This window comes from Streptomyces sp. CO7, from assembly GCF_053474865.1.
In genome coordinates this window covers 35,773-49,370 of sequence record NZ_JBRIOU010000015.1, presented here as the reverse complement: position 1 = coordinate 49,370, position 13,598 = coordinate 35,773, and the positions used below count along the sequence as shown (strand labels likewise).

Below are 13,598 nucleotides of genomic sequence, written 5' to 3'. Positions count from 1 at the left end.
GGGTCACCCTGTCCGGCCCCGCTGCTGCTTTCCGGCTGGCGCGGATGTGCGGCCCCCACACGAACTGTCCGCGCCAAGGGATCATCCTCGCCACGCGACCCGCGCCACGGACCGCACTCGACGCCCTCCGCCGACCGGGGGCGTGCGTCCGGTGCCGGGCGAGACGTCGCCGTGCCGTGGGGTGTGTGTGCCGGGTGCCGGGCGGGTGGAAAGCCACCCGCCCGGCAGGCCGTCGACGCGAGGGCGCCGGGGGCCGTCAGATGTCGATGACGCGGTAGGCGATGGTGTAGACGCCACCGGACCCCTCGAGCGAGCGGTACTGGATCTCGGCGCCCGCCTCACTGCCCGTCACCAGCGTCGCACCCAGCTTGTCGTCGCCGCTCGTCGTGTCGTCGTCCCACAGCGTCATGGTGCGCGCCTGCTGCTTGCCCAGGACGAGGGCCGCGTTGCCGTTGCCATCGGTCATCGACCGGACGTAACCCGGGCCCATCGTCTGGTACTTCAGGCTCCCCGGCCACACCTTGACGGCGTTTCCGTTGGCGTCGGTGACCTTCAGGTAGGCCTCGTCGTGATCGCCTTCGCTCTGCTGGTGACAGGTCAGCTCCAGCAGTTCGATGCGGACGTAGTCGATCGGCTCGGCCTGGGCCGCCGCGGCGAATCCGGCGACGCTGCCCAGCGAGAGCACAGCGGCCGTGGCCACTCGAGCGATTCCACGCATGGTTGGTTCCCCCTTGAACGCTGTGGTGGCCCCGCGTTGTCCTGCGAGGCCCGTGCCGTCCCTTGGCACGCATCCACCCTGCCCGCCGTCACCGCCTCGCATCTACGCGCGTCCCACTGAGCGGAACACGGCCCGGACGCCCTCACGGACGTACCGCGGTCCCGGACCGGCCCAGTCCACGGGTGACGGCGGCGGCTGCCTCGGCGACCCGGTCCGCCATCACCTCCAGCCGCTGGCCGGCCTCGACCATCACGGCCACCGCCCCCACCACGGCTCCCGTCGCCAGCCGCACCGGCAGCGCGGCGCAGCAGACCCCGGCCATCACATCCTCCCGGTCCAGGACGACGCCGCCGCGCACCGGGCCTCGCAGTGCCTTGCCCAGCGCCGTGTCCAGCGAGAACGCCTCACCGTCGCGGACCGGCACCAGTGGCTCCGTGCGGCCGGGCACCGAGCAGACCGTCAGAGCCCGTTCCTCGTGCATCACCGCCAGCACCGCACTGCCTCCGGTGGCGGCTCTCAGCCGGTGCAGCGGCAGGCGTCCCGCCATGCGCAGTCCTGGGTGCGGCTGCCATGCCTGACCGAGCCGGTAGAGCTGTGCGCCCAGCCGGTAGCGTGCGCCACGGCGCTCCACGGCCCCCAGGGCGATCAACTGCTCCAGCAGCCGGTGAGCCGTGCTCTTGGGCACTGCGCAAGCTACCGCCAGTTCGCTCACCCCTGCCTCATCGCCGTGCTGCCGCAGGGCTTCCAGCAGCGCGAACGCCCCCTCCAGCACTCCGCGTCCTCTGTCCGCCGTCCGTGCACGTACAGCTGTGTCCATGACATCCCCCGATGACGTGTCCCGGCCGCGTCCCCCACAACGGCGCGGCCCCCAACATCGCGGACCATGTTCCCCGGACCGCTGTGCCGGGCGAAACCATTCCGGCGTGTCGCCCCGCACACACCCGGGCTGCACGAAGGCCGCTTCCGCTCTGCACGGATACCGAGCCGCTACGGCACAAGGACCTCCGCATACCGTGACTCACAGGTGCGACCACGACGCCGGGGTGCTCAGTTCGCGATGAGGCCAGCCGGCCGGTGCCTACGCGAGGCCGACGCCCCGCGGGCCCTGCCGCTGACGCACCACGGACTGCTCCTGCCCGAGGCGGTCGAGGACGATGTCCTGCGGCAAGCCGGGGCACGGCAGGCCGCAGCCCGCTGCTCCCGCTCTGCCCCGACCCGCGCGATGCGCTGCTCGAGTTCACAGGAATTCGTGTCCTGCACCGACTCGGGACACTGCGCTTGCGCGTTCACCCCGCGCCGCCCCCAGGCCGCCGCGACTGCCTGCGCAGGCATACAGAAGTCCAGCCGCGCCCGCCCGCGCCAGCCGGCCGCTCCACGCCGGGGAGGCGCGCTTCCGGGCGGCCGCTTGGCCACCAGGGTCGCTACGGGTGTCTTAGCTGCCGGCAGCGTCCGCACCTGGGGGGCGGCGCTGACCGGCGTGCCTGGTTGCGGGTGGCCCCGCATGCTGTCAACTGTGCCGAAGCAAGGTCGAGTTCGGTACGGGCGTGGCGGAAGAACCCGGTGTCGCGGGGGACCGCACCGGGCCACCCGCCCTCGATGAAGCCGACTCCGAGGGCATCCGGTCGGCGTGCGACGGCGAGTTTGTCCTCGACCGTCAGCGGCATGCCCTCCTGATGGGTGCCGTCCCGCAGGGTCGAGTCGTGCAGCTGGAAGCACCGCTCTGCCATGTCCCCTCCCTCTCCCGAGCCGGCCACCGTCCGGTGGCCGGCTCGGGAGAGGCTGGACCGCCGGCCGAGGCGGCCCGGCCCGAGGCGGCCGGGTGTTGAGGGGGGTTCGAGTGGGTGGACTCAGGCTCGGCGGTATGACTGCATCCACGGATACGCCAGCCGTGCTGGTGGGGACCTGGACCGCTACTTCCGCGGTCGACGGGGTGCCCTCCCCTTACCGCACCACGTTCGTCTTCCGCAGCGACCACACCATGGAGGCGCTCGGCCCGTCCGGCCCGGACGGCAGGCCGGCTTTCGGCGGCCCCGGGCACTGGATCGAGCGGCCCGACGGCTCGTTCGTCTACCACGTGGCGCACCCGCTGCCAGACCCGCAGGGAGGGGCACCCGGGACCATCCACAGCATCCAGCAGGTGTGGGTGTCCGGGGACAGCCACACCTCCTCGGGTACCGCGGTGCTGCACCATGCCGACGGCAGTGTCGCCGGCGCGTTCACGGTGACCCTGGAGGCTGCCCGCTGAGCCCCGCACCCGCCCCCGGCCACGGCAAGGGCGGCTCTTCCCGGTGGGGGAGGAGCCGCCCTCGATGCCGTGGGGTCACCGCTGTGGGATCATGCCGCCCGATCGCGGCCGGGCGCGCTCACGCCAGGGCGCCGGCGGTCTTGCGGGCGCGTTCCTCGGCGGCGGCCAGCGCGTCGGAGCGGGACTTGTGCGCGAGGTCGACCAGCTCCTCCATGCCGGGCACCTTGCCGGCGAGGGTGAGCTGCGCGGAGATGATCACCAGGTCCATCTCCAGCTCGTCCTTGAAGACGGTCTGCAGGTAGGGCTCCACATGGTTGCGGGGGGCCTGCGGGGCACCGGGCGTGTAGCCGCCGCCGAAGCTCAGCAGCAGCGTCGCCGGACGGCCGGCCAGCGGCTTGGGGTCGGCGAAGGCGAGGGTACGGCCGGCCACCAGAACCTGGTCGATCCATGCCTTCAGGGTGGAGGGAATGTTCCAGTTGTACATCGGAGCGCTGATCACCAGTGCGTCGGCGGCCAGCAGTTCCTCGACCAGTTCGTCCCGCAGCGCACCGGCCTTGCGCTGCTCGGCGCTCTGCACCTCGGCCGGCAGGAACTGGGAGACGATGCCGGCCTCGTCCAGGTGCGGGACGGCTGTCGCACCCAGGTCGCGGTGGCTGACCGTGCCGTCCGGGTGCGCCTGGGACCAGGCGCTGCGGAAGGCGCCCGCGAGTTCTCTGGAGACGGAACCCTCGGATACGGCGGACGAGTCGATGTGAAGCAGATGAGCCATGGATATCTCCTGAAACCTTGGCGGCCGGTCCAGCCGTCCGGCTGGAGCTCAGATACGGGCCAAGCGCATGCGGTCCCCACCCTGCCGGGCCGCACTCGATCCCCGCTCGCAAACGGCTCGACCGGGGTGGAGCGCTGGGCGTTCGAGCGCTGCGCGAGGCGGTGTCCGCACACTGCGCGCACTGTCGCCCCCAGGGCGCCCGAGCAGGAGAGTGATCAGGATGACCAGCATCCAGGCAGAGAGAACCATCGGCGAGGTCCCGGCACCGTCCCTACCCGCAGGCACATCGGGGACGGGCCGTCTGCCCTCCCTGACCGGGCTGCGCTTCATCGCCGCCCTCATGGTCTTCGCCTTCCACGGAAGCCTGCTGTTCGTCTTCCGCGACCCGTCGGTGCAGATGGGGTACATGACGGACGTCGCCACCGCGGGCTTCGTGGGCGTCTCGTTCTTCTTCGTCCTCAGCGGGTTCGTGCTCACCTGGTCGGCCCGGCCCGGCGGTGGTGCCGCGGCGTTCTGGCGGCGGCGGTTCGTGCGGATCCTGCCCAACCACGTGGTGACCTTCGCCGCCGCGCTGGTGCTCCTGGCCTGGGCGGGCCAGGCCAGCGGAATCCCGCAGGCGCTGGCCAACCTGGTGCTGCTGCAGTCCTGGGTGCCGGACATCACCTATGTGGGCTCCGGCAACGACGTCAGCTGGTCGCTGTCGGTGGAGGCGCTGTTCTACCTCTCCTTCCCGCTGCTGTTCGCCCTCGTCCGCCGGATCCGCCCGAGCCGGCTCTGGTACTGGGCCGGGGGCACGGCCGCAGCCGTGGTGCTGCTGCCGCTGGCGGCGCAGGCCCTGCTGCCGGACAACCCGCGCTTCATCTGGGGGCCGGCCTCCTTCACCCAGATCTGGTCCGTCTACGAGTTCCCCATCTCCCGGTCCCTGGAGTTCGTCCTCGGCATGCTGCTCGCCCGTATCGTCCTCACCGGCCGCTGGGTCCGGGTGGGTGTCTGGCCGGCCGCGGTGCTGGCCGCCGGCGCCTACATCGCATCGCTGCACGCGCCGTTCCTCTTCCGGTTCGCCGCGGTCACCGTGATCCCGCTGGGGATCCTGATCGCCGCCGCCGCCTCGTCCGACGTGGCGGGCCGCCGGACGGTACTGAGTACCCGTCCGATGGTGTGGCTGGGAGAGATCTCCTTCGCCTTCTACATGGTGCACAAGCTGGTTCTCCAGTTCGGGCACCTCGCGTTCGGCCGCATCCCCAACCATATGGGCGGCGTGTCCGGACCGGCCTGGAGCACCCCCGGCGGCGCGGCCTTCCTGGCCGGCTGCCTCCTGGTCTCCATCCTGCTGGCCTGGGGCCTGGCGGTGGCGGTCGAGCGTCCGCTGGTGCGCCGCTGGTCCTCCCGCCGCACCCAGCGAGAGGAACTGCACGCATGACCACCGAGCAGCAGCCCAGGCCCTACCCGTTCAGCGAGCCCGACCGGCTGGAGCTGGACCCCGCCTACGCGCAGATCCGCGCCGAGGGCGGACTGGCCCGCGTCCAGTGCCCCTACGGCACTCCGGCGCTGCTGGCCACCCGCTACGAGGACGTGAAGCTGGTCCTCGGCGACCCGCGCTTCAGCCGCGCCCGCGCGGTCGCCGGGGACCAGCCCGCGCACACCCCCATCGGTCCCGGGCCCGACGCCATGGTCTCCATGGACCCCCCGGACCACACCAGGCTCCGCCGGGTGGTCGCCAAGGCCTTCACCATGCGGCGTATCGAGCAGCTCCGGCCCCGCGTGCAGCAGATCATCGAGGACCTGCTGGACGCCATGCAGGCGCAGGGCAGGCCGGTGGACCTGGTCGCGGAGTTCGCCCGGCCGCAGCCCGCCCTGGTCATCTTCGAACTCTTCGGCGTGCCCGGCCAGGACCGCAAAAAGCTCCAGGAGTGGGCCGAGACCACCCTCACCGCCACCGGCGACCGCTACACCCTGCAGGACGTCTTCCAGGCGCTGGACAGCCTGCGGGCCTACATGGCGGACCTCCTGGAGGAGCGCCGCCGCAAGCCCGCCGACGACCTGCTGAGCGTGCTGGTGGCGGCCCGCGACGAGGAGGAGAGGCTCTCCGAGAAGGAGCTGCTGGACCTGGCCACCGGAGTGCTGATCACCGGCTACGAGACCACGGCCGACCAGATCTCCAACTTCGCGTATCTGCTGCTCACCAGGCCGGACCACCTCCGGCAGCTGCGTGCCGACCCGGAGCTGATCCCGCAGGCGGTGGAGGAGATGCTGCGCTTCGTCCCGCTGCTGCGCGGCACCTCCTTCCCCCGGGTCGCCACCGAGGACGTGCTCCTCAGCGGCGGCCTGGTGCGGGCCGGCGAGGCGGTGCTGCCCGCCATGATGTCCGCCAACCGCGACGAGGCGGTCTTCACCGACCCCGACGAGCTGGACTTCCACCGCGAGCACAACCCGCACCTCGGCTTCGGCCACGGAGTGCACCGCTGCCTGGGCGCGCAGCTGGCCAAGATGGAACTGCAGATCGCCCTCGGGGCGCTGCTGCGGCGCTTCCCGCAACTGCGGCTCGCCGTCCCCGCCAAGGAGGTACCCTGGCGCGTCGTCACCCTGCAGCGCGCCCCCCGGGAACTCCTGGTCACCTGGTAACAGCCGCAGTTGTCAGTGGGAGGGACGACAATGGACGCAGAGCAGTGGCGGATCGACGTCGACCGGGAGCTGTGTGCGGGTACCGGCCTGTGCGTCGGTACGGCCGCCGGCCGGCTCCGGCTGGACGCCGGCCGGGCCCGCCCGGTCAGGGAGGTGGTGGAGCCGGACCAGGCGGTCGTGGACGCCGCCGAGACCTGCCCGATGGAGGCCATCTTGGTGCGGAGCCTCACCACCGGTGAGGTGCTCGCACCCGAACTCTGACAGGGCGCCGCGCGAGGGCACGGCCGATTCGAAAGTACCGCATGCGCTGGGACAACCTGAGCCTCGACGGCAACGACGACCGTGAGGCGGCGGCTTTGCCGCTGATCGAGCGGGGCGCCGTGACGAGGACCTTCGACACCCCGGACTTCAAGGACATGACCTTCTACGAGGTCCGGGCCCGTTCGGTCCTCAACCGGGTGCCGGCCGGACCGGGGATGCCCGCCGGCTGGACGCTCAACCCCTACCGCGGCTGCACACACGCCTGCGTCTACTGCTTCGCCCGCAACAGCCACCGCTATCTGGACCTCGACCCCGGGCGCGACTTCGACACCCGGGTGGTGGTGAAGGTCAACGCCCCCGAGGTGGTCCGGCGGGAGATCGCCGCCCGCGGCAGACCCGGCGACCATGTCGCGATGGGCACCAATGTCGACTGCTACCAGCGGGCCGAGGGCCGCTACCGGCTGATGCCCGGCATCCTCGCCGCGCTCCGTGACTACCGGGTGTCCTTCTCCATCCTCACCAAGGGCACGCTGATCCTGCGTGACCTGCCGTTGCTCCAGCAGGCCGCCGAGCGGGCCCGAGTGGAGACCGCCGTCTCGGTGGGCTTCACCGACCCGGCCCTGTGGCGCGCCCTGGAACCGGGGACACCCTCGCCGCAGGCCCGCCTGGAGGTCTGCCGCAGGCTCAACGAGGCGGGGGTGCCGTGTGCCGTGCTGATGTCGCCCATCGTGCCCTACCTCAGCGACTCACCGGACCAGCTGCGGGCCACGGTCCAGGCGGTGGCCCAGTCCGGGGCCGTCTCGATCGCGCCCGAGGTGATGTATCTGCGGCCCGGGTCCCGCGAGTGGTTCATGCGGTGGCTGGGTGAGCACCACCCCGGCCTGGTGGGCCGCTACCGGGCGCTGTACGGGGACGCCGTCCAGACCCCCCACTGGTACCGGCGGCGGATACTGGACCAGGTGTGGGAACTGGCCGAGGAGTACGGTTGCCGGCCGCCGCAGACCTTCCACACCGGCCGTCCGCCGGACTGGTCGGCCCCGCCGCCCCCGCCCGAGAACCCGGGTCCGACCCAGCAGGCCCTCTTCTGACCGGCCCGCGGCCAGCGGGCAAAACCGCCCGCGCGCACCGCCGGCGGCCGTGCCCGGCGGTGCGGGTGAGGCACCGGCCGGGCACGGCAAAGGAGGGACGAGGCCCTCAGCGGGGCGGGATGTTGTGGTTGATCCGGAAGAGGTTGCCCGGGTCGCAGAGCCGCTTGAGGGCGACCAGCCGGCGGTAGTCCGCGGGCTGGTAGGCGGCCCGCACCCGCTCGGGGGCGGTGTCGCCGTGGCCCAGGAAGTTGGGGAACGCCCCGCCGGTGAGGGCCGGCCGCAGGCCGTCCATCAGGCCCTGCTGCACGGCGTCGATCGCCGCCGACTCCTCGGCCGGAGCGCTGTGCGCGAGGTAGAGCGCGAAGTCCGCGTCGCGCAGGCCCACCGCGTTGCGCACCGCGGCCGGACGGCCCAGGGCACCGCCCAGCTGCCGCAGCGAGACGACGCCCGCGGGCAGGGTGGCATCGGGTCCGGCCAGGGCGACCAGCAGGTCGGTCGTGCGCGCGTCCAGGGTGCGGATCAGCCCGGTGCGCTCGTGCAGGGGCTCCGGTGAGCTGGCGCCCTCGGTGAACATGGCGGCGAAGTCGGCGAAGGGCATCTCCTGGACGGTGTCCAGGAACGGGGTCAGCGCGCGCAGCGGCCGCAGCAGGGCGTCGCCCTCGGCACCGTCGCCGAGGTGGCCCACCACGACGCTGACGATGAACTGGCCGCGCAGCGGCGGCGGCAGCACCGGGTCGTCGGGCAGTCGCAGCAGCTGGAGCGAGGTGGTGGTCCGCTCCGAGAGCCCCGCGGACCACTGCCGGTAGGCCTCCAGCACGTCGGCGGCCTGGGTGCCGGCGAAGTTCAGTGCGCCACCGTAGACGCGGGCGACCGGCATCAGCTCGATCTCGATCCCGGTGACCACCCCGAAGTTGCTCTTGCCTCCCCGGGCGCCCCAGAAGAGTTCCGGGTTGCGCGTCGGGGAGGCGGTGCGTATGCGGCCGTCGGCGGTGACGATCTGGAGCGAGCGCACCCGGTCCGCGGCATAGCCGAAGGTACGGCCCAGCAGGCCCAGGCCGCCGCCGAGGACGTAGCCGACCACGCCCACGCCCGTGGAGGAGCCGCTGAGCGGGGCGAGCCCGTAGGGGGCGGCGGCCCTCACCACGGCGCCCCAGCGCACCCCGGCCCCGATCCGGGCGGTGCGGGTCCGCCGGTCGATCTTCACGCCGTCCATCAGACGGGTGTTGACCAGCAGCGCGCCGTCGGCGGCCACGCCGATCCCGTGGCCGGTCGTCTGCACCGCGATCGGCCAGTGGCGCTCGCGCGCGTAGCCCACCGCGGCCGCGACGTCGGCCGGCCCGGCGGGCACCGAGATCGCCAGCGGATGGTGCTCGACGATCGGGTTGAAGCCGGAGCGCTCGGCGTCGAACCCCGCATCGCCGGGCAGCAGCAGCGCCGGCGGTGCGGCGGCCGCGGCCGCCTGCACCAGGCCGCCGCCCAGGGCGACGGAGGCCGACTGGGCGCCCACGGCCGCGATCGCCCCGGCTCCGGCGAGTCTGATCACCGAGCGTCTGTCGAGCTGTTCCGACATGGTCTCTCCGAGAAGTGGTGGGGCCAAGGTGGGGGCAGGCGCGTTATTTCGGGGAGCCGGCGAAGGCGCCGGAGGGACGGGCCCGCGGCAGGGCGAAGGCCACCGCGAAGGCGAGCGCCAGCAGCCCCGCCAGGACCGCCAGCACCCGTTCGAAGGAGTCGGCGAAGCCCCGCCCGGCGGCCTGGGCGCCGGCCCGGTCGACCGCGGCGGCGGCCGCCGGTGTCCGCTCCAGCACGGTGCGCAGCCGCCCGCAGCTCGGCGGCAGGTCGGCGGCGTCCTCGGCAACCGCGCGGTCTTGTTCGCAGTCCCGCAGCCAAGCGGTGATCTGCTCCTGCCCGGCGGGGGAGACCCCCGCCGCGGCCAGTTGGGTGCGCAGCTGCGGCGCCTGGTCGGCGGCCCGCGCCGCGACCTGGCCGCCCAGCACCCCGAAGAAGACGGTGCCGATGACGGCGATGCCCAGTGCGCCGGACAGCTGCTGGACGGCGGTGAAGGTGCCGGAGGCGGAGCCGGACTCGTGCGGCTGCGCGGTGGTGTTGACGGTGAAGTACAGCGAGGACATCGCCAGGCCCATGCCGACGCCGATGAGCAGCAGCGCCGGGGCGAACCAGAGAGCGTGGACATGGTCGCCCTGGAGGCGTACGGCGAGGTACAGCAGGCCGACGCCGGCGGCCATGGCCGCGACGCCCAGGTGGATCAGCCGGCGGCCGTACCTGACGGCCAGCCCGGTGCGGCCGGCCACCAGGGCGGTCACGGCGGAGCCGATCACCTGGGGGAGGGTGGCGAGGGCCGCCTGCATCGGCGAGTAGCCGAGTCCCAGCTGCACATAGAGGGTGAAGACCAGGGAGAACCCGATCAACGCGCAGAACATCAGCGCCCCGGCAACCAGCGCCCCGGAGAAGGCCCTCTTGCGGAACAGCGAAGGCAGCACCAAGGGGTCGCCGCCGGAGCGCTGCCGCCGGGCCTCGTACCAGCCGAAGAAGACGAACAGGGCGACCGAGGCGGCGATCGAGGCGAAGGTCCAGGCGGGCCAGCCCAGCTCACGTCCCTGCACCAGCGGAAAGACCATCAGCAGTGCGGCCAGGGCCACGGTCGCCGCGCCGACCAGGTCCAGCCGGGACCCCGTCCGGGCGGCGGTGGGCAGCAGCCGAGCTCCGGCGACCAGGCAGACCAGCCCCAGCGGCACATTGATCAGGAAGATCATCCGCCATCCGGTGCCGAAGAAGTCCGCGTCGACCAGCCAGCCGCCGACCAGCGGCCCGGAGATGTTGGCCAGCCCCACCACCGGTCCGATGGAGCCGAAGGCGAGCGGCAGCTCCGCGGGCGGGAAAAGTTCCTTGATCATCCCCAGTCCCTGGGGGATCATCACCGCCCCGAAGAGGCCCTGGACCACCCGGAAGCCGACCAGCATGGCCGGATCCTGGGCGGCCCCGCAGAGCACCGAGCAGACGACGAAGCCGGCCACACCCACCAGGAACATCCGTCTACGGCCGAAAAGGTCGCCGAGCCGGCCGCCGATGATCAGCCCCGAGGCCATCGCCAGCGTGTAGCCGGCGGTGAGCCACTGGATCACGGTGGTACTGCCGCCCAGGTCCGCCCGGATGGACGGCCCGGCGACCGTGGTCACCAGGGAGTCCAGGATGTCCATCATGGTGGCGACGAGGATGACGGCGAAGGCGTACCACCGCCAGCGCGACGGCTCCGGCGCGTCCCCCGGCGCGGCGGACGCGCCGTCGGCCGGCGCGGCGTGGGTGTCGGACGACATGAGTTCTCCTCTGGATGACGCGGTGGAGCGGTGGTGCGGGGTGCAGGGGCGGTTCGGGGCAAAGCGCCGGGTCAGCCGTGGTCGCGGACGAACTCGCGAATCGAGGCGACCACGTAGTCGAGCATCTCGTTGGTCAGCGCGGGGTAGACGCCGACCCAGAACGTGGCCTCGGTGATCAGGTCCGCGTTCCGCAGGTCGCCCACGATGCGGTGGGGCTGGTCCACATAGGCCGGCTGGCGCGTGAGGTTGCCGCCGAACAGCCGCCGGGTGCCGATCTTGCGGCTCTCCAGGAAGTCGCAAAGCTCCGCCCGGCGGAACGGGGCGTCGGGCGCCACCGTGATCAGGAAGCCGAACCAGCTGGGCTCGCTGCGCGGGGTGGCCTCCGGCAGCAGCAGCCCGGGGACGCCCTCCAGCCCCTGCCGCAGCCGCGCCCAGTTGGCCCGGCGGGCCTCGATGAAGCCGTCGAGCTTCCTCAGCTGGCTGAGCCCCAGGGAGGCCTGGAGGTCGGTGGCCTTCAGGTTCCAGCCCAGGTGGGAAAAAATGTACTTGTGGTCGTAGCCGTGCGGCAGCGTCCCCAGCTGGTAGTTGAACCGCTTGAGGCACTTGTTGTCCTCACCGGGCTCGCACCAGCAGTCGCGTCCCCAGTCGCGCATCGACTCCACGATCCGTGCCAGCATCAAATTGGAGCTGAGCACACAGCCGCCCTCGCCCATCGCCATGTGGTGGGCGGGGTAGAAGCTGACCGTCGCCAGGTCGCCGAAGGTCCCGGTCAGCCGGCCGTCGTAGAGGGAGCCGACCGCGTCGCAGTTGTCCTCGATCAGGAAAAGGTCGTGCTCCTCGGCCAGCGCCGCCACCTCGGCCACCTCGAAGGGATTGCCCAGAGTGTGGGCGATCATGATCGCCTTGGTGCGCGGGGTGATGGCGGCCGCAATGGCCGCCGCGGTGGGGTTGTAGGTTCCCAGATCCACATCGACGTAGACCGGCACCAGGCCGTTCTGCAGGATGGGGCTGACCGTGGTGGTCCACCCGACCGCGGCGGTGATCACCTCGTCGCCCGGCCGCAGCCGGCGGTCCTCCAGCAGCGGCGAGGTGAGCGCGGAGAGCGCCAGCAGGTTCGCCGAGGAGCCCGAGTTGACCAGGTGCGCCTTGCGCCGCTTGAGCCGGCGGGCGAAGGCCGACTCGAACTTCCGCGAACTGACACCCGCGGCGATCCGCAAATCCAGGGCGGCCTCCACCAGGGCCGCGCGGTCCTCCTCGTCCAGCACCGCGCCGGACGGCCAGATCGGGGTGACCCCCGGCACGAACTCCACCGGCGCGCTGCGCAGATGGTGGTACTTGCGGACCTGCTCCAGCAGCAGGGCCTTGGCCTCGTCGCTCATCGGGTACCCCGTTCCGCGGTCAGGCCCTCGATGGCGGCCACCAGCCGGCCGGGCGAGGGCAGTTCCAGGAGCTGGTCGCGCAGTTCACGGGCGCGGTCGCGGTACGAGGGGTCCTCCAGCAGTGCCCGGCAGGCGTCCAGCACCTGCTTCGGGTCGAGGTCCTCCAGGGCGATCCGGCGCGCGGCGCCGAACGCCTCCAGACGCCGGGCGCTGTCGTACTGCTCGACGGTGTGCGGGATGAGCACCTGGGGCAGGCCCTCGCGCAGCGCGGCCATCACGGTCCCGGCGCCGCAGTGGTGCACCACCAGGTCGCAGGCGGGCAGCACCGAGTCCAGGGACAGCCAGCCGGCCGCGAGCACCGAGGGGGGCAGCGGGGAGAGCTGCTCGACCACTGCGTCCTCGACCGCCAGCAGCAGGTCCACATCCAAGGTGGAGAGCATCTTCAGCAGGGCCGCGAACAGCTCGACGCGGCCGGGGACGGGCACCGTCCCCAGGGTCAGCAGCAGCCGGGGCCGCTCAGGCTTGCCGAAGACCCACGGGGGCACGGTGCCCGGCGTGCTGAACGGCACATAGCCCATCGGCGCCGTGTTCGGCCGGGCCGTCCCCGGGTGGACCCCCGGCAGGCAGGTGTCGACGACCAGCGCCGGGTCCGGCAGCCGCGCCAGGCCGAGCCCGGCGAGCTCGGGGGCGAACTCCCGGTGGCCGTGCTCGTCGATGACGGCGAGGTAGCCCAGACCGATCCCGTGCTCGACGAAGGGCACCCCGTGCACGGCCGCGGCGGCCGCGGCGGCGTAGGAGTGCGGCTCACCGACGACGACGTCCGGCTTCCACTCACCGACGATCCGGAGCATCCCGTCCAGGGTCCGCGCCCCCAGCCGGCCGAACGCCCGCCCTGTGTGGGCGAGCAGCTCCTCCTCGGTGTCCGGCAGCACGATCGGCTCGCCCGCCCGGTCGAAGAGCATGATGTCCCGCATCGGCAGCGGGCCGCAGTTGGGGACGAAGGGCAGGCCGGAGCCGTTGACCGTCTCCGCCATGTTCTCCGGGGAGGCGACGACTACTTCATGGCCCGCGGACCGCAGGGCCCAGGCCAGCGGAACGACCGGGAAGTAGAGCCCGAAGGACGGGCTGGTGCTCACCAGGATTCTCATGCCCAGAACAGTAGGAACCGCGTCATGAGGGCCACT

At 72.4% G+C, this 13,598-nt stretch carries 13 protein-coding genes; 5 read left to right on the top strand and 8 right to left on the bottom strand.

Going from position 1 to position 13,598, the window contains the following annotated elements:
- Positions 1–256: 256 nt before the first annotated feature.
- The 3 genes from ACOV8S_RS30785 to ACOV8S_RS30775 all read right to left on the bottom strand — a co-directional run bounded on the left by ACOV8S_RS30785 (position 257) and on the right by ACOV8S_RS30775 (position 2,382).
- On the bottom strand, positions 257–700 hold the full coding sequence (locus ACOV8S_RS30785) for a hypothetical protein (RefSeq protein ID WP_448321775.1): 444 nt from the start codon (positions 698–700) through the stop codon (positions 257–259).
- A gap of 160 nt (positions 701–860) precedes the next feature.
- The gene (locus ACOV8S_RS30780; protein WP_448321774.1) at positions 861–1,535 is read right to left on the bottom strand and encodes a helix-turn-helix domain-containing protein; all 675 of its coding nucleotides are present in this window, start codon (positions 1,533–1,535) and stop codon (positions 861–863) included.
- A 604-nt stretch (positions 1,536–2,139) separates the two neighbouring features.
- Entirely contained in the window at positions 2,140–2,382 is a 243-nt protein-coding gene (locus tag ACOV8S_RS30775) for a hypothetical protein (RefSeq protein ID WP_448321777.1), read from the bottom strand.
- A 197-nt stretch (positions 2,383–2,579) separates the two neighbouring features.
- Between ACOV8S_RS30775 and ACOV8S_RS30770 the strand changes: the two genes are divergently transcribed.
- Positions 2,580–2,963, top strand: coding sequence for a hypothetical protein (locus ACOV8S_RS30770; protein WP_448321773.1), 384 nt, complete (start codon positions 2,580–2,582; stop codon positions 2,961–2,963).
- Positions 2,964–3,081: 118 nt separating this feature from the next.
- Here ACOV8S_RS30770 and ACOV8S_RS30765 read toward each other — a convergent pair whose 3' ends face one another.
- Positions 3,082–3,732 (bottom strand): FMN-dependent NADH-azoreductase, encoded by a 651-nt coding sequence (locus ACOV8S_RS30765; protein WP_448321772.1) that lies wholly within the window; start codon positions 3,730–3,732, stop codon positions 3,082–3,084.
- Between the two features lie 220 nt (positions 3,733–3,952).
- Between ACOV8S_RS30765 and ACOV8S_RS30760 the strand changes: the two genes are divergently transcribed.
- Genes ACOV8S_RS30760 through ACOV8S_RS30745 form a run of 4 tightly spaced genes read left to right on the top strand, consistent with a single transcriptional unit; the run spans position 3,953 to position 7,703 of the window.
- A complete protein-coding gene (locus ACOV8S_RS30760; protein WP_448321771.1) occupies positions 3,953–5,152 on the top strand; it encodes an acyltransferase family protein in 1,200 nt (399 codons plus the stop codon).
- Complete coding sequence (locus ACOV8S_RS30755; RefSeq protein WP_448321770.1) at positions 5,149–6,354, top strand: cytochrome P450; 1,206 nt, start codon at positions 5,149–5,151, stop codon at positions 6,352–6,354. Before ACOV8S_RS30760 ends, ACOV8S_RS30755 begins: the two co-directional genes overlap by 4 nt.
- A gap of 30 nt (positions 6,355–6,384) precedes the next feature.
- Positions 6,385–6,615, top strand: coding sequence for a ferredoxin (locus tag ACOV8S_RS30750; protein WP_448321769.1), 231 nt, complete (start codon positions 6,385–6,387; stop codon positions 6,613–6,615).
- Between the two features lie 41 nt (positions 6,616–6,656).
- Positions 6,657–7,703 (top strand): Rv2578c family radical SAM protein, encoded by a 1,047-nt coding sequence (locus ACOV8S_RS30745; protein WP_448321768.1) that lies wholly within the window; start codon positions 6,657–6,659, stop codon positions 7,701–7,703.
- A 106-nt stretch (positions 7,704–7,809) separates the two neighbouring features.
- On the opposite strand, the gene ACOV8S_RS30740 is transcribed toward ACOV8S_RS30745, so the two are convergent.
- The 4 genes from ACOV8S_RS30740 to ACOV8S_RS30725 form a co-directional block, all read right to left on the bottom strand.
- On the bottom strand, positions 7,810–9,273 hold the full coding sequence (locus ACOV8S_RS30740) for an FAD-binding oxidoreductase (RefSeq protein WP_448321767.1): 1,464 nt from the start codon (positions 9,271–9,273) through the stop codon (positions 7,810–7,812).
- A 43-nt stretch (positions 9,274–9,316) separates the two neighbouring features.
- Entirely contained in the window at positions 9,317–11,035 is a 1,719-nt protein-coding gene (locus tag ACOV8S_RS30735; RefSeq protein WP_448321766.1) for an MFS transporter, read from the bottom strand.
- 71 nt (positions 11,036–11,106) lie between these two features.
- Complete coding sequence (gene rfbH / locus ACOV8S_RS30730) at positions 11,107–12,414, bottom strand: lipopolysaccharide biosynthesis protein RfbH (RefSeq protein WP_448321765.1); 1,308 nt, start codon at positions 12,412–12,414, stop codon at positions 11,107–11,109.
- The gene (locus tag ACOV8S_RS30725) at positions 12,411–13,562 is read right to left on the bottom strand and encodes a nucleotide disphospho-sugar-binding domain-containing protein (RefSeq protein ID WP_448321764.1); all 1,152 of its coding nucleotides are present in this window, start codon (positions 13,560–13,562) and stop codon (positions 12,411–12,413) included. The genes rfbH and ACOV8S_RS30725 overlap by 4 nt, the downstream gene beginning before the upstream one ends.
- Positions 13,563–13,598 lie beyond the last annotated feature (36 nt).

Coding starts and splice junctions, on each gene's coding strand:
- ACOV8S_RS30780 (WP_448321774.1), bottom strand. CDS start 1,535: ATGGACACAGCTGTACGTGCACGGACGGCGGACAGAGGACGCGGAGTG.
- ACOV8S_RS30765 (WP_448321772.1), bottom strand. CDS start 3,732: ATGGCTCATCTGCTTCACATCGACTCGTCCGCCGTATCCGAGGGTTCC.
- rfbH (WP_448321765.1), bottom strand. CDS start 12,414: ATGAGCGACGAGGCCAAGGCCCTGCTGCTGGAGCAGGTCCGCAAGTAC.
- ACOV8S_RS30770 (WP_448321773.1), top strand. CDS start 2,580: ATGACTGCATCCACGGATACGCCAGCCGTGCTGGTGGGGACCTGGACC.
- ACOV8S_RS30725 (WP_448321764.1), bottom strand. CDS start 13,562: ATGAGAATCCTGGTGAGCACCAGCCCGTCCTTCGGGCTCTACTTCCCG.
- ACOV8S_RS30735 (WP_448321766.1), bottom strand. CDS start 11,035: ATGTCGTCCGACACCCACGCCGCGCCGGCCGACGGCGCGTCCGCCGCG.
- ACOV8S_RS30775 (WP_448321777.1), bottom strand. CDS start 2,382: ATGCCGCTGACGGTCGAGGACAAACTCGCCGTCGCACGCCGACCGGAT.
- ACOV8S_RS30760 (WP_448321771.1), top strand. CDS start 3,953: ATGACCAGCATCCAGGCAGAGAGAACCATCGGCGAGGTCCCGGCACCG.
- ACOV8S_RS30740 (WP_448321767.1), bottom strand. CDS start 9,273: ATGTCGGAACAGCTCGACAGACGCTCGGTGATCAGACTCGCCGGAGCC.
- ACOV8S_RS30755 (WP_448321770.1), top strand. CDS start 5,149: ATGACCACCGAGCAGCAGCCCAGGCCCTACCCGTTCAGCGAGCCCGAC.
- ACOV8S_RS30750 (WP_448321769.1), top strand. CDS start 6,385: ATGGACGCAGAGCAGTGGCGGATCGACGTCGACCGGGAGCTGTGTGCG.
- ACOV8S_RS30745 (WP_448321768.1), top strand. CDS start 6,657: ATGCGCTGGGACAACCTGAGCCTCGACGGCAACGACGACCGTGAGGCG.